Here is a 19,904-nt window from a genome sequence, read left to right on the forward strand (position 1 = left end):
GGCCTTCTCTCTATCGTCATGGCCGGGCGCGGTAGACCGCGCCATCGTCATGGCGGCCGCAGGGCCGCCATCCACGCCTTTACACGGCCTCAACACCGCCAAGCGTGGATGGCGGGCCTGCGCCCCATTGGCGTTAAAATAGGGCTGGCTGTTGCCTCCTCGTCATGGCCCGGCTTGTCCGGGCCACCTGTCGCGGCACAGTGCTGGAATAGGTGGCCCGGACAAGCCGGGCCATGACGGAATGGCAAGCATCGTGCCGCCACGCTATTTTAACGCCAATGGGGCCTGCGCCCGGCCATGACGATAGGGAGCCGACCTCGCTCGGCCGGTCCCTTGTCCCGACAAGGTCGCCTGTGGCGGGTCCGCGCGGCTACTCGCTCTGGATCGTGGCGCCGCGGTTGCCGATCATTGCCAGCAGTTCCCGGCGGGTGGCGGCGTTGTCGCGGAAGGCGCCGAGCATGCGGCTGGTGACCATCGTCACGCCGGGCTTGTGCACGCCACGCGTGGTCATGCACTGGTGCGCCGCCTCGATCACCACCGCGACCCCGCGCGGCTCCAGCACCTCGTGGATCGTGTTGGCGATCTGGGCGGTCAGTTTTTCCTGGATCTGTAGCCGCTTGGCGTAGGCGTCGACGACCCGGGCCAGCTTACTGATGCCGACGACGCGGCGATACGGCAAATACGCCACGTGCGCCCGGCCGATGATCGGTGCCATGTGGTGCTCGCAGGTGCTCTCCAGCCGGATGTCGCGCAGCAGAACGATCTCGTCGTAGCCGTCGGTTTCCTCGAAGGTGCGCTCCAGCAGGGCGAACGGGTCGACGGCGTAGCCGACGAAGAACTCCTTGAACGAGCGTGCCACACGCGACGGGGTGTCACGCAGGCCCTCGCGGTCGGGATCGTCGCCGGCCCAGCGCAGCAGGGTGCGGACCGCTTCCTCGGCCTGTTCGCGCGTCGGCGGCTCCGGCGTGATTCCGCGGTCGGATCGGCTGGTGGCAGGCGTGACGATGTTCACTGCGGACTCTCCTCCGGAACGGTTAATTGGCCGCCAGCGATTGGTCCTGCCGGCGACCGGTCTGAGCCGATATGGGGCCGTCAGGCCGTCCCGCAACCCATCTTATTGCGGTTCTAATGCACCCGGCCGCTCTGGTGCGGACTGTCCAGGCTGAACGTGGGAATCGCCACGTCGAAGCTTTCCCCCGAGGACGGAATCACCATGTGATAGGCGCCGACCATGAAGCCGGATGGCGTGTCCAGCGGCGTGCCGGAGGTGTATTCGAAGCTCTCGCCCGGTTCGAGCAGCGGCTGCTGGCCGACCACGCCGGGGCCGTGCACGTGCTGGGTGCGGCCGCGGGCGTCGGTGATCTGCCAGGTGCGGCGCAGCAGTTGCACCGGCTCGGTCCCGTGGTTCTCGATCTTCACCCGGTAGGCCCAGACGTAGTGGTTTTCGTCCGGCTGCGACTGGTCGGCCAGGAAGTACGATCGCACCGAGACCTCGACGTCGCGGGTGACACTGCAATAGTCGCCGCGCGCGTTCGTGCCGGCGCGGCTGCCCCGCTGGGGCTGCGGGGCGAGTTGCGCCGGACGCCTGGCCCGGCCCGATTTCGGATCCTCAGTCGACATGACACGCACCTTTTGCCTTGTCGTGGCAGGAAATCAAGAACGAAACCACCGTGCTTGTCCAGAACGGCGGCTCCGCCCCGCATCCGGGGTGCCCGGCAGGCCCGCCGGCGCCGCTTTACGGTCATCGAAACGACCGCGTCCACGTTGAAATGATCCTGATACGCACCCGGGATTTCGCGTCATGATACGCCGATGCGCGGCTGGTGGATCACCGGCCGCCGACCACGACGGGCTGCCTTGCTTCCGTTTCAATGTTCAACCGATCCGGCAGGTTCCGTTCGCAATTTCGTTGCGTCGCCGCCGCGACATGCCCCGCTATGCCGCCAGCGGCGAGACGCCCCTCGTGGACCCGGCCAGCGCCTGGCGCAGGTCGTCCTTCAGGTCCTCGGGGTCCTCCAGGCCGATCGAGACGCGGATCACGCCGTCGGTGATGCCCAGCCGGGCGCGCTCGTCCTCGCCGATGCGCATATGCGTCGTGGTCGCTGGATGCGTGGCGAGTGATTTTGCGTCACCGAGATTGTTAGAGATGGAGATCAGGCGGAATCCGTTCATCACCCGGAACGCACTGACCTTGCCGCCGGCCACCTCGAAGGTGACGATCGTGCCGCCGGCCGACATCTGCCGCCGCGCCAGGTCCTGCTGCGGATGATCCGCCCGCGTCGGGTACCAGACGCGTGTGACGCCCGGCTGTTCCGCCAGGAAATCCGCGATCGCGGCGGCCGAGCGGCTGGCTGCCTCGACCCGCAGCGCCAGCGTCTCCAGGCCCTTCAGCAGCAGCCAGGCGTTGAACGGCGACAGCGCGGGGCCGGTGTTGCGGATGAACGGCTGCAGCGTCTCGGTGATCCACTTCCGGCTGCCGAGCACGGCGCCGCCCAGCACCCTGCCCTGCCCGTCGATGTGCTTGGTGCAGGAATACACTACGACGTCGGCGCCGAGCCGCAGCGGCTGCTGCAGCAGCGGTGTGGCGAACACGTTGTCCACCACCACGATGGCGCCGGCGGCGTGCGCGAGGTCGGCCACCGCCGGCAGGTCCACCATCTCCAGCATCGGGTTCGACGGCGTTTCCAGCAGCACGAGCTGCGCCGGGCAGGACAGCGCCGCGCGCCACTGGTCGAGGTCGGTGCCGTCGACGAACGCGGTCTCGATGCCGAATTTCGGCAGCAGGGTGGAGACGATCCAGTGGCAGGAGCCGAACAGCGCGCGCGCGGCGACGACCCGGTCGCCGGCCTTCAGGTGCGCCATCAGCGCGGCGTTGACCGCGGCCATGCCGGTGGCGGTTGTGCGGCACGCCTCGGCGCCTTCGAGCAGGGCCAGGCGGTCTTCCAGCATGGTCAGGGTGGGGTTGGCGAATCGGGAGTACTGGTAGTGGTCGACGGTGCCGGTGAAGGTCGCCTCGGCCTGCTCGGCGCTGTCGTAGACATAACCGGAGGTCAGGAACAAGGCTTCGGCGGTCTCGCCATGGGGGGTGCGCTGGACGCCGCCATGCACCAGGCGGGTGGACGGACGCAGGTGGGATGGATCGAGTGGCATGTGTCAGGGCCCTGTGTGATGGTGGCCCGACCGTTGAGCAGCCCGGGGGCTGGAAAACGCCCCGTCGCTGGCCTCTTTAGCGCGCTTGTTTCACCTCGCCGCAATCCGGCCGGACAAATCACGAGGACCGGGAACTGTCCGGTAGCAAGCTGATAGGTCGCCGGCGGCGCGGCGTCAATGGGTGCGGGGGGGCGCCGGTAGGGATTTTGTCCGGCGGCGCCGCGCAAGCGAATTGCATCGGACGGCGGGAGCCGCTAAGAAGGCGGCGGAGCGCGGGTGTAGTTCAATGGTAGAACGGCAGCTTCCCAAGCTGCACACGAGGGTTCGATTCCCTTCACCCGCTCCAGCCCTGCAAGCGTCGCCTGGTCGTGATGGAGTGTCGGGCGCCGGTCCTGGCTGGCGGATTCGCGCGTTCTTGCGCTTCCGGCTGCTGGCGGCATGATGAGCCCGGGCCGGCTTGTTGGTACAGGCTGGCACATCCGTTGCTTCATCCTCCGCCTGACGTCCGGAGAATTTCAGATGAAGACCATGATTTTTGCCGCATTTTGCATGCTGGCGCTGAGCGTATGCACAAGGCACCGGCGCCACCGCCGCCTCGGGGGGCTATGGACAGGCATGGGCTGATAAATATCGCGCCAGGCACCACGACGACAGATAGCCGGGCCGGGTGATCGTCGCGACGTCAATGGACCGGTTCTCACCGTCGGCCCTGGCTTTCACCAACCTCACAGTCCAAGCCATGCGCTCACCGCCGATCTGAGATCAGGCACGAAACCACCGCCTCGACGCCCGCCCCCCGATCTCCAGGCAGTCCCTTCGGTTTCGCCGCCGGGACAGAAACGATCACTGCCGGAACGACAAAGCTTCGTTCCGGCCTGCTTTGCGGACGGACTGTGCCCGGCGATCGTAGCGTGGCAAATTTCCGATGGAATCAGCAGGACGTTTGCAAACCGTTTGCATTCACAGTGCTGCGATCATGGTGAAAATCATTATCTGCCGCCGAGGGCCTGCGGGTATAGGGAATAAACCGGTGCCGGTCGGGGCAGGTGCCGGGTGCACTGCCTCATCCCCATATAGGCAGTCAGGACTCTCGCGAGATTCTTCCGGGTAGGCTCGGCCGCGACCTGTCGCAAGAACACAAGGCGCGGCGCAGTCACTTGCATTATCCAGGGAGCCAACGCCATGCCGCCGACCGATCTCGGGCTTTCCCCTATGCAGCGCAACCCACCGGGCCGGTCCGGCACGGACCACCGGCTGGACCCGTTCCCGGACTTCAACGGCAATGCCGCCGCCCCGGATCGGGAACGTCGCCGGAACAACCGCCGGGGCCGCCATTCCCGGCATGACGCGGAACAATAACGAATTTCCTATCCTGCCGGCGATACTGCACCGGTTGCCGCAGCGCCATCGCAACCGGCCATGCATTCCGCCGCCATGAACGACAAATCGCGCAAGGGAGGCTCATTTGCCTGAAGTACTGTTCCTGAGCCTGGACAGCCTCGCCGCCGGGACGTTGATCGGCCTGTCCGGCGCGCCCGTGCCGCGCGCCCGGATGGCCCTGGCATTCGGCCTGTGTGACGCGCTGGGAGCGCTGGTCGGCCACGCCGCCGGTCCGGCGGTGCCACTGCTCGCCGGGGCTGCGTGCGTGCTGTTGGCGCTGCGCCGGGCGGGGCCATGGCACTGGGCCTGGCCTTGGGCCATTCCGCTCCTGCTCGGCCTGGACAGCGTGCTGTTCCCGGTGGCGCCGGCCGCCGTGCCGGCCCTGGCGGCGGCCAGCGCGGGCCTCGCCTGGCTGGGGCTGACGGCCGCGTCCTCCCGCCGCCTCGGCTCGGGATGGCGGCTGGGCATGGCCGCCATCGCCTGCGCTTTGTTGCTGATCTGAACCGCCTGGCCGGACCCGGGAGTCGCGTCATGAGCATATCCGTCCTGACCCGCGCGTATGACAACGCGCGAACCGGCGCCAACACGCAGGAAACCGAGCTGACGGCCGCCGCGGTTGGCAAGCGCGGCGTCAGGCGGCTGTTCTCGCTGCACCTGCCGGGCGACCAGCGCGGTGCCGAGGCGCAGCCGCTGATCGTCGCCGGCGTGCAGATGCCGGACGGCAAGCGGCGCGACCTGCTGCTGGTCGCGACCATGGGGAACCTGATCTTCGGCTTCGACGCCAATGACGGAACCCAGCTCTGGACCCGTGCGCTGGGCACGCCGATCGGCGGCAACAAGAGCATTGATGAGTACCGGATCAACGACCACTGGGGCATCCTGTCCACGCCCGTCATCGATGCCGCGGCCGGGGTCATGTATCTCTGCGCCTGGACCAGCCCCGACGGCTCGGTCGGCAAAGCGCGGCACGGGCTGCATGCGGTCCGCATCACCACCGGGCAGGACGTGCACGCCGCGCCGATTGATTTCGAGGGCGCGGTGTACGATCCGGGCCACGGCGCGCCGCGGCAGGCCTTCGCCTCGGCAGGGCGCAAGCAGCGTGCGTCATTGCTGCTGCAGGCGAACACGGTGTTCGTCGCCTTCGGTTCGCTGCAGGAAACCAGCCGGCAGGCGCGTGGCTGGATCATTGCCTGCGACGTCCGCGCCTGGTCGATCACCGCCGTCTGGGCATCGGCGGCGAAAGGCTTCGGCGCCGGCATCTGGCAGGCCGGCTCCGGCCTGGTGTCCGATGCGCAGGGACACATCTTCTGCATGACCGGAAACGGTACGTTCGACGCGCAGACCGACTGGGCGGAGAGCATCCTGAAGCTGCGCTACACCCCGCCGGCCGGCGGACAGAAGACCGGCTCCCTGGCGGTCGCGGACTGGTTCACCCCCTGGACCGACGATGCGCGGGTCGGCCTGGATCGGTCCGGCGACGCATTCGACCATCCGAGTCCGACCAACCGCCGGGTCTACACGGAAGACGTCAATGCCGGCTGGGACGACATGGACCTGGGCTCCGGCGGGCCGATCCTGGCGGCGGATCATGGGCTGATCCTGGGTGCCGGCAAGGATGGCGTCCTTTTTGTTGCGAAGGCGAACGACATGGGGAAGACCAAACCCCATGACCTGGACAAGCCACAGGCGAACTATCAGCGGCTGGCGGCGGCGCCGATATGGTTCACCTTCTTCCCCGGTTTCGACGTCAAACCGGCGCCGGATGACATTTCGGCACTGAACCAGCATTTCTTCGGCCGCACGCATCACCAGCACGCCGCGCCGCTGCTGTGGAACAGCCGCGAGCATGGCACGATGCTGTTCTGCTGGGGCGAGAACAGCGAGCTGCGCGCCTGGACGCTGGCGGCGAACGGCAAGGCGACGTACCTCGCATGCAGCGCCGAGGTGGCGTCGGCGCAGGCCACCGGACAGTTTGGCGGCATGCCCGGCGGGATGATGTGCCTGACGTCCAACGGCGCCGTGGCCAATACCGGCGTGGTCTGGGCGTGCATTCCGTACGGCGACGCCAACACCACGGTCACCAACGGGCGGCTGCTGGCCTATGACGCGACGACGTTCGGCACGTTCGGCGACGGCAGCAAGCAGCTTCGCGTGCTGTGGGACAGCCAGGACTGGAACCTGACGTTCCTGTTCTGCAAGTTCACCCCGCCGGTGGTGGCGAATGGCAAGGTGTATGTACCGACGTATGGGGCGCGGATCGACGTGTATGGGCTGGCGTAGGCACAACGGTACGGACGGCGCTGGCGGCACCGACAAACCTGGTCTGAGCATCGGCGATGGTCTTGCTTCGCCATACCTGATGGCCGAAGCGGCCACGTCGTCTCCATCTCATGGAGAACCTTGCGCATCACAGGCCGCCGCGCCGTTCCAGGTGACAGACGAGCCGATGATCAGGGCCGCGGGCATTATCTCGAAGCTGGCCGTTCCGCCCCTTTGTCGGCCGATTGACGGCGCCGTGGCAGCGGATGACGCTGCGCGCGCCGAGGCTGTTGTCATGTCACCTCGGCGATGGGGAGGATACAAATGATCATGTCAAAGCGAGCGGAACACAGGGTTCCGCGGTGGATGTGCGTCGCTGGGTCGCTTGCGTCCATGGCCCTGGCGATGACGTTCTGGACAGCCGATCCCGCGCGAGCCGCATCGGAGTCCGATTGCAAGCCAGCCGATGGCGCCAGCTTCATCTGCGGCGTAACCAATGTGGAAGACTTCGCGCCTGTGCCGGGCACGAAATGGGTGATTGGCAGCGATCTGGCGGCGAAAAGCCATCCGCAGGGGTATCTGTATCTGTTCGACACAACCAAGCGGACCGCTTCGGCGGTGGAGCCCTCGGAGATCAGCATTCGGTGGGACAAGAAGACCTACCCCCACTGTCCGGGGCCCTATGACGTGAAGACCTTCGGGCCGCACGGGTTGGATCTTACCCGGGGCGGCGGCATGCACCGCGTGCTCTATGCGGTCAACCATGGCGGCCGCGAATCCGTTGAAGTCTTCGACGTCGATCTCACGGGTGCGCGACCCCGGTTCACATGGACGGGATGCGTGGTCGCGCCGCCGAAGTTCTGGCCGGATGCCGTCGCCTCGCTGCCCGATGGGGGGATCGTGGTGACAAGTCTCTGGGATCCAACCGATCCAAACCGGGCCAAGAAGCTCTCCGCCGGCCAGCCGGTTGGTGCGCTGGATGCGTGGCATTCCGGCAAGGGGTGGTCGGAGGTCCCCGGTACGGAGAACATGTCCGGCCCGAACGGCGTGATCGTGTCGGCTGACGGCAAGGAGATCTACCTCTGCCTGTGGTCGGGCAAGCAGGTGGCGCGCATCGATCTGCGCAGCTCGCCGCCGAAGGTGGATACCGTTTCGACCGGCATACTGACCGACAACGATCGCTGGTCGCCGGACGGGAAATCGATCTTCGTCGGCGGACAGGACGTGACGGTGAAGCAGGCGATCGGTTGCTTCGAGTCCAGTTCGGTAAACTGCAACGTGCCGTTCAAGATTTATCGTATGGACCCGGCCACGCTGAAGTTGACCGATGAGGTCAAGAGCGGTGTGTACGGCGTCTTCGGCGCCGGTACCGGTGCGATCCAGGTTGGCAACGACCTTTGGGTGAGCTCGTATCGCGCCGACCGTATCGCCATCTTCCCGATGGAGCAGTAGAGTCCGCCAGCGGTGCCAGCCGGTGGCGACGCCGGCTGGTATCGCCAACGTGTTTACACGGTTTGCCCGGCTCGGGTTCGCGCCGCCCGCGGTATTCGGCGACAGGCACCGGGCTACAGCAGACCGCAGGTTGGTTGGGACACGACTTCGGGTGGGGCAATCTGCCCCCAATCGTCATGGCGGGCCTGCGCCCCGTAGGCGCCAACTTAACGGGCTGGCGGCACGCCGTTTCCCTTTCGTCATGGCCCGGCTTGTCCGGGCCACCGGTCGCGGCACACGTGCTGGAATAGGTGGCCCGGACAAGCCGGGCCATGACGAAGAGGCAACGTGCTCCGCTATGTCAGCGCCTATGGGGCCTGCGCCCGCCAAGACGATGGAGGAACGCCGTCGCCCTGTCCCAACCGGCCTGCGGTCTGCTCTGGCACGATCAGCTGGCCGGCGTTTCGTCCCGGTTCTGCCCGACGGGCGTTTGGATTGCGGCGGAAGCGGGTGCATGGGGGGCGGTGCCGATGCGCGGGGGAGCCCACATTCCGGACCGCCTCACGGGGACCAGCCATAAAGCCAGTCTTCGAACGCGCGTTGATCCGCGCTCGCCTGCTCCAGCACGCTGCGGGAGAACGTTTCGTTGTCCGCATCGTAATACCGGTACCCCTGCGCCGCGCTGCGGGCATGGACGACCTGCGTGCGTGGAATGCGGCTGCTCTCGTAATGGATGAGCGCTGCTTGGGTGTCCGGCTCTCCGGCCAGCGCCTGCGCCAGTTCCCACGCATCCTCGAAGGCCATGTTGGCGCCTTGTCCGAGAGACGGCACCATCGCATGGGCCGCATCGCCCAGGAGCGTGACGCGGTGGCTTCTCCAGCTTGCCAGCGGAGCCCGGTCCTCGATCGGGCGTTCGACGATGTCCTCGGGCGGCGTGGCGGCAAGAACGTCCTGCACCAGGGGCGCCCAACCGGCAAACGCTTCCGTGACCCGTTGCCGGGGCGCGATGCCATCCGATATCGGCCACGCCGGCCACAGGGCCGTGGCGCTCCAGAACACCAGCCCGCTGCCTACGTCGAACATCGAGAAGTTCCTGCCGTCCACGCCGGCAAAGAAGGTCACCTCATCGGGAAGCAGGGACGGGTGTTGGTACGAAACCACGCTGCGCCAGCACAAACGCCCGGCGTAGCGCGGCGGCCCGTCACCGACCATGATCTGCCTGACGGTCGAATTGATGCCATCGGCCCCCACCAGGACGTCCGCCGTCACCGGGTCGCGGCCATCGAAATGCAGAGACAGGCCGTCATTCGTGCGCTCGAAGCCAACCAGCCTGTGATCGAGCCTGACGGCGTCGGCCTTCAGGAAGCCGGTCAGGACCTTTTGCAGACAGGACCAGACGATGTTCAGCATCGGCTGTCCGTACCGGTCCATGAAGGTGATCGGGATCTCCGTGATCAGGTCGCCATTGGCGCGGCGCAGATACAGGCGGCTGTTCTGGCTGCCCAGTTCCAGCAGGCGCGCAACAATGTCCGGGTCGATCGCGTTGAGCGCCTTGAGACCATTCGGAGCCAGCGTCAAGCCGGCGCCGATCGGCCGCAGTTCCCGCGCCCGTTCAAAGACCTGGACGTCGACGCCCCGCTTGCGCAGAGCGATTGCACTCGCCAGTCCGCCCAGCCCAGCCCCGATAATGGCAACTTTCATGGCCGCCCCGCGCATTGTTCGGCAAGCGTATGTTGATGTCCTCACATCACCGTATCGACTACCACAGGCACGATGACTGGCTGTTCAAGACATGCCTCGACCCGAGCAACACCTTGTGAGCAGTTGCAGCAAGACGCCTGGAAGGCTGAGGCAAAGCGGCTGTCCGTCGTTGCGAAGCGTGGCCAATCCGGAGTCGGGCGTAATGCCAGCGGCCTGGTCCGGCAACCGATTCCCGCTGGCGAACTGGCGTGGGTGGATCACGTCGAAGGAACGCAATCGGCACGACCGCCATTTGTGTTCATTCGTGGTTTTTAACAACGTGCTTTCAGCGTGGTACAGGCGGCGGCCGGCGCTCAGACCGGGATGCCGCGCGGTTGTTCGTGCTGTGGTATGAAAGGAACCACAAATGAACACGAATGAACACAAATGATTCCCTGTTCGGCGGCTCTCTCCGGGCACGCAGGCCAGCAGGAGTCGATCATGGCAGCGCAACGCAAGACGGGGTACTGAACCGCGTCCACTTTGAGAACCGTAGTCCGGCAGTTCGGACCTGAGGCGCTGGATATCGGCGCCCTTCCTGATTGCGCGCCGCCAGAACTATGGTTCTCAAAGTGGACGCGGTTTGGTCCGGGCCGCTGGTATGACGTCCCGGCCGTTCCCGGTGGTGCCCGCGGCCTCTGGACACACGTCCAGACTCTGTTCCTGCTGAACCGCTGAAATCCTCATGGATGCCCGGCGTGCGTACCGGTGCTACGGCTCGTCCGCGGCCTCTGCCAACAGCCTCCGGGCAATGCCGATGATCCGGTGGGCCTCCGACCACAGCCCGTACCCCTCCAGCGCGTCCATCGGCGCCCACTCGGCCGCGGAGACATCCGTCGCCGCCACCGGCTCGCCGGAAACCCAGCGGGCGCAGAAGTCCAGGATCGTGTAGTGGTAGCGCACACGCCCGTCGGGGTCGCGGCGGATGGTGTCGACGTGGGCGCAGAAATGCAGCGGGCCGACCTCCAGCCCGCATTCCTCCTGCAGTTCCCGCCGGGCGGCTTCCTCGCAGGTCTCGCCCAGGTCCTGGGCGCCGCCCGGCAAGGTCCAGGCGCCCAGGTTCGGCGGCTTGCCGCGCCGGCACAGCAGCACGTGGTCGCCCTTGATGACCGCGATCCCGATCCCGACGATGGGGCGGGCGGGATACTCCCGGTCGCTCATTTCTGCGCCGGCGCCGGAGCGTCGTGCTTTTCCGTTCCGGTGGCCGGCGCGGCCGCTTGGCCGGAGTCAGCCGGGTCCGCTGCCTTCTTGCCGGACCCGGACGCCGCGGCCGCCTTGTTCGCCTCGGCCGGAGCCGCTTCCTGCCCGCCGGCTCCAGGCGCCGCGGCCGCCTTGCCTGCGTCGGCCGGGGAGGCCGCCTTGCCTGCGTCGGCCGGGGACGACGCGCCTTTGCCGGACCCGGACGCCGCAGCGGCCTTGTTCGCCTCGGCCGGAGCCGCTTCCTGCCCGCCGGCTCCAGGCGCCGCCGCGGCCGCCTTGCCTGCGTCGGCCGGGGAGGCCGCCTTGCCTGCGTCGACCGGGGACGACGCGCCTTTGCCGGCTTCGGACCCGGACGCCGCCTTGCCGGTTTCAGGCGCCGCCGTCGCGCCGGCCGCAGGCGCCGGTAGTGCCACGCCCGGAGGCGGCACCGGAGCGGGCGCAGCCGGCCTGCTGGCCTGCGGCGCGGGTGGCTCCGGCGCCTTCAGGTCGGCCATCGTCGGCACCAGGGATTGTTCCTTCCAGGAGCCGATCTCATACGTCCAGCCGTTCAGCTTCCCAGCGAGCCGATGCACCTCGGCCTTGACCTTCTCCGGACCGGACACGGCAAACCGCGCCCAGACGTCTTTGTCGGCGTGCAGCAGGTTCACCGCCACCACCAGCCCGTCCTTCGTGGTGAACACCGAGTGGCCGGCCGGCTGGCCAGTGACCTCGGCATCCGGCTTCACCGCCTGCATCGACAGCATTTCCAGCGCCCGGCCGACGTTGTCGACCTTGTACTCCTCGAGCTTCGGATGGTCCGCCGGCTCGGTCAGGGTGAACTTGCCGTCGACCCGCCCGAATACCAGCGTCTTGTCGCCGACGACCACCGAGGCGATGCGATCCTCCTTGATGTCCATCACGTCGCGGTCGATCCACTGCATCGCGTCGGGATCGGCCCGCACGCTGCCCTCGGCCAGCCAGGACTGCGCCTGGCCCGGACGGCGGACATACACCTCGTCCGCCATGCCCGGCTGGCCCCGGACGCGGCGATGGCCGACGATCAGCGCCGCGAGCGGCTTGCCGGAGGCGTCCACCACCCGCACCAGATCGGCCTCGGATTTCGCGCCGTTCGGGTCATCCACCGCGAGGCGGCTGTATTCCGACGGGTCGCTGGTGCGCGGCTCGACCAGCCGCAGCTCGGTCAGGCCGATCAGCACGCCGCGCAGCTTGCCGGGCTGCACGGGATAGTCGTGCAGCGAGGCGATGCCCCAGGCGCCGTCCGGGCGCTTCTCGATCACCGTCTGCTTGCCCTGGTGGACGATCTCCAGCTTGGTCGCCTTGTCCAGCTTGCCGGCGAGGCCGGGGAACATCAGCGAGCCGGATGCGACCTGCGTCTGCTCCGGCGGCGTGGTGGCGGTGCCGAAATACCAGCCTCCCGCCACTACGACGACGGCGACCGCGACCAGGGCGGCGGCAGTGCGGCCCCTCATCGCCGGGCCCTCGCGCGGCGCCGCCGCTGCATCAGGCCGATGGTGATCGCCAGCACGGTCAGCAGCGCCGGGACCAAGACGATGGTGAAGACCCGCATCTCGTCTTCCAGGCGGGAGATGTCACGATTCAGCTCCAGTTGCACCGCGCGCAGCTTGCCGCGGGTTTGAATGATGTCCTGCCGCGCCGCGTCGATCGCCGCCTGCTGCGCGGGCGTGATCACCGCTTCGGCGTGGCCCTTTTCGCCACCCTCGCCGCCGCCCGAGCGCAAGGTCTGCAACTGCTTCTCGACCTGGTCGAGGTGCTGCTGCAGCGCTTGCTGCGTCTGGCGGTACTTCGCCTCGGCCTCGCTCTGCATGGCGGCGACCAGGGTGAACGGCCGGTTGGTGTCGCCGCGCGAGCGCAGGCCGATCAGCGCGTCGCTGCCGGACAGGGTGCCGATCAGGTTGGCGACGAACGGGCCGTCATCGGAGAACGGGGTCGCCACCTGCTGGCCGAAGAAATCGTTGACCCGCACCCAGAACCGGTCCGCCAGGATGTCGGAGTCGGCCACCACCACCAGGTTCGCCGGCTTGTCGGTCTGCGCCTTGTAGGCAGGGAAGTTCGCCGGCCGCTTCTGGCCCTTCTCCAGCGGCGGCGGGCCGGTGAAGGCGGATTTCAGCACGCCGTGGATCCGCGCGGCGATCACCCGCGGCCCGCCCGAGGGCTTGAAGCCGGCCAGGATCTTCGCCGGATCGGGCATCTTCACGTCATCCACCGGCAGCATCTCGCTGCGGCTGCTGCTGCTCAACAGCGGGGTGAACTCGATCGACGACTTCGGTGCCTTCGCCAGCGCGCCGGCCGAGGCCACCGTCACCTGCTGCAGGTCCGCCGTCGCCGGGTCGTCGTGGTTGATGCCGTCGCGGATGTTGAACCAGGCGACGTAGCTGACCGGCGTCATCTGGTCCGGCCCGCCGCGCACCCGCCAGGCGCCGGTCAGGTCGCCGACGACCTTGTTCGGATCGAATTCGATCCCCCAGGCGTCGAACAGCTTCTTCAGGTCGGCATGCGTGTCGTCCGGCGGCATGCCGGTGGGCGATGGGGTCGATGCCATCGCCTCGCTCCACGGATCGACCATCGCCATCAGCTTGCCGCCGCGCATGACGAACTGGTCGATGGCGTATTCCGTCGCCGGCGACAGGTGCTGCGCCTCGGCGACCAGCAGCACCTGGATGTCCGGGTCGATTACCTGCGCGGTTGTCGGCACCATGCGCACGTCGTTGGTCTGGCGCAGCAGCACCAGCGAGGCGTACGGCTGGCCGCCGCCGCGCCCGCGGCTCATCATCATTTCCTGCGGGTTGCCCTCCAGCGGCAGCGACGACATCACGCCGACGACCGGCCGCTTGGGGTTGGACAGGTCGTAGACCAGCTTGGTCAGGTCGTATTCCAGGAAGCGCTCGCGGTCCGCCTGGAAGAACGGGATGGTGCGCTCGTCATCCTCCAGGTTGGTGCCGGCGAGGCCGAAATAGACCTTGGTGCCGTTGGTATCCAGCGGCACGCCCTGCAGGCCATAGGCGATGGCGCGGTCCTCGGTGTCACTGAACGGCTCGGGGTCGAAGAACTCGACCTTCACCTTGCCATTGGAATGCGAGGCGTAGTCGCGCAGCATCTCCCGCACATGGTCGGCGTAGATGCCATAGGACGGCACGGTGCTGCCAAGCTGGCGCGAGTAGAACAGCCGCAGGGTCACCGGCTCCCTCAGGCCGGCCAGGATCTGCTTCGTGCCGGGCGACAGCGAGTAGATGTGCCCCTGAGTCAAATCGGCTTGCACGTTGGCGAGGCGGGCATCGGCGAACATGTTGATGCCGATGGCGATCGCGGCGGCGGCGAGCACGCCGATGATGGAATAGGTCAGCCGGCGCATCTGGTCAGTCCGCTTTCCGTTGATCGACGAGAACCGTGTTCAGGAACAGGAAGAAGCCGATGAAGGTGGCGAAGTAGATCAGGTCGCGCAGCGCGATGATGCCGCGGGTGAAGTCGTTGAAGCGGTCGATGATGGCGACCCGCCGTGTGAACTCGCCCAGCGCCGGCACGGTGTGCGACAGGAAGTCGTTGACGATCGGGTTGGAGGCGACGGCGAAGACGAAGCACACCGCCACGCCCAGCACGAAGGCGATGACCTGGTTGCGGGTCAAGGCCGACATCGCCGCGCCGACGGACAGGAACGCGCCGGCGACCAGCAGGCCGCCGAGGTAGCCGGCGAAGATTACGCCGTTGTCCGGGCTGCCCAGGATGTTGACCGCGATGACGAACGGGAAGGTCAGCAGCAGCGCGATGGCGCAGAACGCCCAGGCGGCGAGGAATTTCCCCAACACCGCCTGGCCCTGCGTCACCGGCAGGGTCAGCAGCAGCTCGATGGTGCCGAGCCGGCGTTCCTCGGCCCACAGGCGCATGGTGATCGCCGGGATCAGCAGCAGGAACACCCATGGCAGGAAGGTGAAGAACGGGTTGAGATCGGCGATGCTGCGGTCGAAGAACCCGCCGAGGTTGAAGGTCAGGGCGCCTTGCAGCACCAGGAAGATGACGATGAAGACGGTGGCGACGGGCGTGGCGAAGTAGCCGCGCAGCTCCCGCTCGGCGATGGTCAGGGTGGTGCTCATGCGTGGCGGGTTTCCTTTGCTGCAGCGTGCCGGCTGCTGCCATCGTGACCGGGGAGGACCCCTCCGTCGTGGCGGCGCGCCGCCCTGTCGTCATGGCCAGGCGTGTCCCGGCCATCCGCGCTTCGACGGCAGGGGGTGGATGGCCGGGACACGCCCGGCGATGACGACAGGGTCATGCCGCCGCCTCCATCGTCAGCGCCCGGAACACTTCCTCCAGCTTGCCGGACGGGTGCTGTTCCTGCAGCGCTTTGGGTGTCGCGTCGGCGACGATCCGTCCGCCCGCGATGATGATCGCGCGGCTGCACACCGCATCGACCTCCTCCAGGATGTGGGTCGAGATCACGATCGCCTTGTCCGGCGCCATGCGCTGGATCAGGCCGCGGACCTCGTGCTTCTGGTTCGGGTCCAGGCCGTCGGTCGGCTCGTCCAGCACCAGCACCGGCGGGTCGTGCAGCAGCGCCTGCGCCAGGCCGACGCGGCGCTTGAAGCCCTTCGACAGGGTCTCGACCGGCTGCAGCGCCACCCCGCGCAGCGTGGTCAGCCCGAGCGCATGGTTCACCCGGTCGTCCAGTTCCGCGCCGGCATAGCCGCGGATGCGGGCGCAGAAGCGCAGGAAGCCCTCGACCGTCATTTCCGGGTATGTCGGCGAGCCCTCGGGCAGGAAGCCGAGCAACCGCCGGGCGGCGACGCTGTGGGTCTGCACGTCGTAACCCATGATCCGCGCCGTCCCGGCGGTGGGGATCATGAAGCCGGCCAGCATGCGCATGGTGGTGGACTTGCCGGCGCCGTTCGGGCCGAGGAAGCCCAGCACCTCGCCCCGGCGGACCTGGAACGAGACGCCGTCCACCGCGGTGAAGCTGCCGAAACGCTTGGTCAGTCCCTCGATTTCGATCGAAGCCGGCAACCCGGCACCACCGATGGGCCCATCGGCTGAGTCTAGGGCGCGATTCGCCACGGTAGCGTTCCCCTTGGTCCTCGTTGGGCGGCGGACATACAAGAATTGCCGCTCAATGCAACCCGTTCGGGCCGGTGATGACTATAAGTTAAGCGGCCGGAAGGATGCCGCGGTCGTCCTGATCGAACAGCGAATCCACGGCATCCTGCGCCAGATCGGCGTTTTCCCCGGCGGCCGGGGCCGGGTCCGCGGCAACGCCCGGCGCCATGTCGGTCAGCATATGCTCGACCTGCTGCAGCGAGTGGATCGCCCGGCGGATGCGCTGGCTGGTCAGGTCCTGGAACGAGCACGCCTCGAAGATCGCGTTCACCTTTTCGTTGACCGCCTGCATCGCCGCCGGATCGGCCCGGCTGTCGCGCAGCCAGTCGCCGATGGCCTCGGCGGCTTCCATGATGCGGTTGGCCGCCGCTTCGGTCGCCTGCACCACCGCTTCCAGCTCCAGCCCGCTGTTGTGGGTGGCGGCGGCGGGCATGGCGATCAGGCCGGCGATCTGCTCCTTGATGCCCTTGAGCTGGCCAGAGAGGTTGTTCTCGCTGAAATCCAGCAGGTCGGAGGTGGCGTGCACCTCGGCGCTGAGTTCGGCGATGCGGCGGTCGATGAAGGTGCGCAGGTCGCCGAGTTCGGCGCGGATGCTGGCGCCGAGTTCGGCGCGGATGCTGGCGCCGAGTTCGGCCCGAATGCTGGTGCCGAGTTCGGCGCGGATTGCGCTATCGAGTTCGGCGCGGATCGTCTGCGTGATCACCTGCTGGATCGGGTCTGCCTGGTCTGTCACGTGCCTGTCGTCCCACCGGAAGCAGGCCATCCCACCACAGGCTTGGTTAATATCCGGTTAAGGGCCGCCCCCCATTTCCATTGGCGCAGCAGCAGCGCGTTGGTCACCACGCTGACCGAGGAGAGCGCCATCGCCCCGCCGGCCACCATCGGGCTGAGGTAGCCCAGCGCCGCCAGCGGGATGCCCAGCGCGTTGTAGGCGAACGCCCAGAACAGCCCCTGCCAGATCTTCCGCACCGTCCGCCGAGACACCTCGATCGCATCGGCCACCAGCGCCAGGTCGCCGCGCATCAGGGTGATGCCTGCGGTTGCCATCGCCACGTCGGTGCCGCTGCCCATGGCGATGCCGATATCGGCGGCGGCCAGGGCCGGGGCGTCGTTGATGCCGTCGCCGACCATGGCGACGATGGTGTCATTGGCACGGAGGGCGGCGACGGCGCGGGCCTTGTCGGCCGGCAGGATGTGCGCCTGCACCGTCTCGATGCCGAGCTTCGCCGCCACCGCCTGCGCCGCCGCCTCGCCGTCGCCGGTGAGCATGACGGTGGCGAGGCCCATGCGGTGCAACCGGCCGATGGCGGCCTCGGCGCCGGGCTTGATCGTGTCGGAGAAGCCCAGCACCGCCAGCAGCCGCGGCGCCGGGGCGGTCTCGGCGAGGTAGGAAACGGTGTGGCCGGATTCCGCCATCGCCGCCGCGTCCGGCGACAGCGCGTCCAGGCCGATGCCGTTGTCCTGCATCAGCCGGGCATTGCCCAGGATCAGGCTGCGGCCGCCGACAGTGCCGGCGACGCCGAGGCCGGGCAGGGCGCGGAAGTCCGTGGGGGCCGCAACAGTCAGGCCCTGTGCCGCGGTGCGCACCGCCTCGGCCAGCGGATGCTCGCTCGGCGCCAGCAAAGCCGCCGCTTCCGCCAGCCGATCGGCTGGCACGATGCGGGCCAGGGATGGCTTGCCCAGCGTCAGCGTGCCGGTCTTGTCCAGGGCGACGACGCGTACGGCCTGGGCACGCTCCAGCGCCTCGGCGTCGCGAATCAGGATGCCGCGGCGGGCGGCCATGCCGGTGCCGACCATGATGGCGGTGGGGGTGGCGAGGCCGAGAGCGCAGGGACAGGCGATCACCAGCACCGACACCGCGTTCAGGATCGCCGCCGAGGCGGTGGCGCCGGCCAGCAGCCAGCCCGTCAGCGTGGCCAGCGCGACCGCCAGCACCACCGGCACGAACACCGCGCTGACCTTGTCCGCCAGCCGCTGGATCGGCGCTTTCGAGGCCTGCGCGTCCTCCACCAGGCGGACGATGCGGGCCAGCATGGTTTCGGCGCCGACGGCGGTGGTCTCGATCACCAGGTGGCCGTCGGTGTTGATGGCGCCGGCGGCGACGGCATCGCCAACGGTGTGGTCCACCGGCAGGCTCTCGCCGGTGAGCATCGAGGCGTCGATGGCGCCGCTGCCCTGTCTGATGCGGCCGTCCACCGGGATGCGCTCGCCGGGGCGGACGACGACGAGGTCGCCGTGGCGCAGCGCCTCGACGGGGACGGTGGTTTCGGCGCCGTCGCGGCGCAGGCGGGCGGTATCGGGGCGCAGCTTCATCAGCGCGGTGATGGCGGTGGCGGTGCTGCGGCGGGCGCGCGCCTCCAGCCACTTGCCGAACAGCACGAAGGTGATCAGCAGTGCGGCGGATTCGAAATACAGGTCGTGCGGGTGGCCGGCGAGCCAGAGCCAGGTGGACAGGCCCCAGGCGGCGGTGGTGCCGAGGGCGACCAGCAGGTCCATGTTGCCCGACAGCGCCCGGGCGGCGTTCCAGCCGGCTTTATAGAACCGGGCGCCGAGCCAGAATTGCACGATGGAGGCCAGCGCGAACTGCGCCGCCGCCGGCAGCATCAGCGCCGGGACCGCCATGCCAAGCAGAAGCGGCGCGCTGAGTGCGGCGGCGGCAACCAGGTGGATCAGGTCGCGGCGGTCCTGTGCCGCGTGGTCCACCGGCGGCGCCTGCGGCTGGATCTCCGCGGCCTGGAAGCCGGCTTTCTCCACCGCCTTGATGAGCGCGGCGAGGTCGGGGTGCAGGCCGGCGACGTGGGCGCGCTCGGTGGCGAGGTTGACCGAGGCGGCGGCGACGCCGGGGACGCGGGCGAGGACCTTCTCCACCCGGCTGACGCAGGCGGCGCAGGTCATGCCGGTGATGGCGAGGTCGATGGTGTCTTGGGCTTCGGTGGCGGTCATGGGGGGAGATAAAGGAATTGAGGACGGACTGAGCAAGAGTTTATCGCGTTGGTTCAGGCTGACAGGCCAAAGCGTTGCCCCGGGACTGGTGGGGACTGTCCGGAGATTGGCGGTGCGGGCGTCGAGGCGGTGGTTTCGCGTCTGATCCCGGATCGGCGGTGAGCGCATGGCCTGGATTGTGAGGTTGGTGAAAACCGGGGCTGACGGTGAGAACCGGTCCGTGGACGTCGCGACGATCATCCGGCCCGGCGGTCTCGTTGAGATCGCCCATTGGAGCTGACCCTGGCCGAAGGGAAGCTGCTGGCAGGTCCCCGGCAAGAGATCGTTGCCGCGCAGGCCAGGGGCCAGGCCGAGGTGCAACCGGATACGGCGGCATTGGGTGCAAGGCGCCGGTCGTCTCTCTATCGTCATGGCCGGGTGTGTCCCCATGCGTATCAAGATAGGGCGACGGCTGGAGAAGGATTTGATGCCCGGTCCGTTGCCTCGTCGTCATGGCCGGGCGTGTCCCGGCCATCTGCGCTGCGACGGCGGGGGGTGGATGGCCGGGACACGCCCTACCGCATGCACGCATCCCGAAAACAACCGCAGAAGCAGGCGCTCGCCAATGCGCGGGAGCGTTGCCGCCGTCGCGGGCCCGCGTTTGGCTGGCAAGCAACCGGCCGGGGATGCGCCGGGCCATATCGCCGTGGCACGACCCACAC

14 protein-coding genes, 1 tRNA gene and 1 riboswitch are annotated in these 19,904 nt (G+C 68.1%); of the genes, 4 read left to right on the forward strand and 11 right to left on the reverse strand.

Going from position 1 to position 19,904, the window contains the following annotated elements; translation table 11 throughout:
- Positions 1 to 370 precede the first annotated feature (370 nt).
- The 3 genes from folE to metZ form a co-directional block, all read right to left on the reverse strand.
- A complete protein-coding gene (gene folE / locus CCS01_RS19345) occupies positions 371 to 1,012 on the reverse strand; it encodes a GTP cyclohydrolase I FolE (RefSeq protein ID WP_193540152.1) in 642 nt (213 codons plus the stop codon).
- A 113-nt stretch (positions 1,013 to 1,125) separates the two neighbouring features.
- Complete coding sequence (apaG, locus tag CCS01_RS19350) at positions 1,126 to 1,620, reverse strand: Co2+/Mg2+ efflux protein ApaG (protein WP_104520410.1); 495 nt, start codon at positions 1,618 to 1,620, stop codon at positions 1,126 to 1,128.
- Between the two features lie 315 nt (positions 1,621 to 1,935).
- On the reverse strand, positions 1,936 to 3,150 hold the full coding sequence (gene metZ / locus CCS01_RS19355; protein ID WP_104520411.1) for an O-succinylhomoserine sulfhydrylase: 1,215 nt from the start codon (positions 3,148 to 3,150) through the stop codon (positions 1,936 to 1,938).
- 55 nt (positions 3,151 to 3,205) lie between these two features.
- A riboswitch (SAM riboswitch) is annotated at positions 3,206 to 3,285 on the reverse strand.
- 137 nt (positions 3,286 to 3,422) lie between these two features.
- Between metZ and CCS01_RS19360 the strand changes: the two genes are divergently transcribed.
- The 4 genes from CCS01_RS19360 to CCS01_RS19375 all read left to right on the forward strand — a co-directional run bounded on the left by CCS01_RS19360 (position 3,423) and on the right by CCS01_RS19375 (position 8,241).
- Positions 3,423 to 3,496: transfer RNA gene (locus CCS01_RS19360), tRNA-Gly, on the forward strand.
- Positions 3,497 to 4,615: 1,119 nt separating this feature from the next.
- Positions 4,616 to 5,032: a hypothetical protein gene (locus tag CCS01_RS19365; protein ID WP_104520412.1), complete on the forward strand. Its 417-nt coding sequence runs from the start codon at positions 4,616 to 4,618 to the stop codon at positions 5,030 to 5,032.
- Positions 5,033 to 5,061: 29 nt separating this feature from the next.
- The gene (locus CCS01_RS19370) at positions 5,062 to 6,810 is read left to right on the forward strand and encodes a PQQ-binding-like beta-propeller repeat protein (RefSeq protein WP_104520413.1); all 1,749 of its coding nucleotides are present in this window, start codon (positions 5,062 to 5,064) and stop codon (positions 6,808 to 6,810) included.
- A 372-nt stretch (positions 6,811 to 7,182) separates the two neighbouring features.
- Entirely contained in the window at positions 7,183 to 8,241 is a 1,059-nt protein-coding gene (locus CCS01_RS19375) for a YncE family protein (protein WP_104520414.1), read from the forward strand.
- 540 nt (positions 8,242 to 8,781) lie between these two features.
- On the opposite strand, the gene CCS01_RS19380 is transcribed toward CCS01_RS19375, so the two are convergent.
- The 8 genes from CCS01_RS19380 to CCS01_RS19415 form a co-directional block, all read right to left on the reverse strand.
- On the reverse strand, positions 8,782 to 9,921 hold the full coding sequence (locus tag CCS01_RS19380) for an FAD-dependent monooxygenase (RefSeq protein ID WP_158258495.1): 1,140 nt from the start codon (positions 9,919 to 9,921) through the stop codon (positions 8,782 to 8,784).
- A gap of 750 nt (positions 9,922 to 10,671) precedes the next feature.
- Entirely contained in the window at positions 10,672 to 11,121 is a 450-nt protein-coding gene (locus CCS01_RS19385; protein WP_104520416.1) for an NUDIX hydrolase, read from the reverse strand.
- The gene (locus CCS01_RS19390; protein WP_104520417.1) at positions 11,118 to 12,629 is read right to left on the reverse strand and encodes a DUF4340 domain-containing protein; all 1,512 of its coding nucleotides are present in this window, start codon (positions 12,627 to 12,629) and stop codon (positions 11,118 to 11,120) included. The genes CCS01_RS19385 and CCS01_RS19390 overlap by 4 nt, the downstream gene beginning before the upstream one ends.
- Complete coding sequence (locus CCS01_RS19395; protein WP_104520418.1) at positions 12,626 to 14,530, reverse strand: Gldg family protein; 1,905 nt, start codon at positions 14,528 to 14,530, stop codon at positions 12,626 to 12,628. Before CCS01_RS19395 ends, CCS01_RS19390 begins: the two co-directional genes overlap by 4 nt.
- 4 nt (positions 14,531 to 14,534) lie before the next feature.
- Positions 14,535 to 15,266, reverse strand: a complete 732-nt coding sequence (locus CCS01_RS19400; RefSeq protein ID WP_104520419.1) for an ABC transporter permease subunit — start codon at positions 15,264 to 15,266, stop codon at positions 14,535 to 14,537.
- Positions 15,267 to 15,438: 172 nt separating this feature from the next.
- Positions 15,439 to 16,170, reverse strand: a complete 732-nt coding sequence (locus CCS01_RS19405; protein ID WP_104520420.1) for an ABC transporter ATP-binding protein — start codon at positions 16,168 to 16,170, stop codon at positions 15,439 to 15,441.
- Positions 16,171 to 16,309: 139 nt separating this feature from the next.
- Complete coding sequence (locus CCS01_RS19410) at positions 16,310 to 16,993, reverse strand: protein phosphatase CheZ (RefSeq protein ID WP_146101847.1); 684 nt, start codon at positions 16,991 to 16,993, stop codon at positions 16,310 to 16,312.
- The gene (locus tag CCS01_RS19415) at positions 16,990 to 19,203 is read right to left on the reverse strand and encodes a heavy metal translocating P-type ATPase (RefSeq protein ID WP_204848357.1); all 2,214 of its coding nucleotides are present in this window, start codon (positions 19,201 to 19,203) and stop codon (positions 16,990 to 16,992) included. The genes CCS01_RS19410 and CCS01_RS19415 overlap by 4 nt, the downstream gene beginning before the upstream one ends.
- Between the last annotated feature and the right edge of the window lie 701 nt (positions 19,204 to 19,904).

The organism is Rhodopila globiformis, from assembly GCF_002937115.1.
GTDB lineage: Bacteria > Pseudomonadota > Alphaproteobacteria > Acetobacterales > Acetobacteraceae > Rhodopila > Rhodopila globiformis.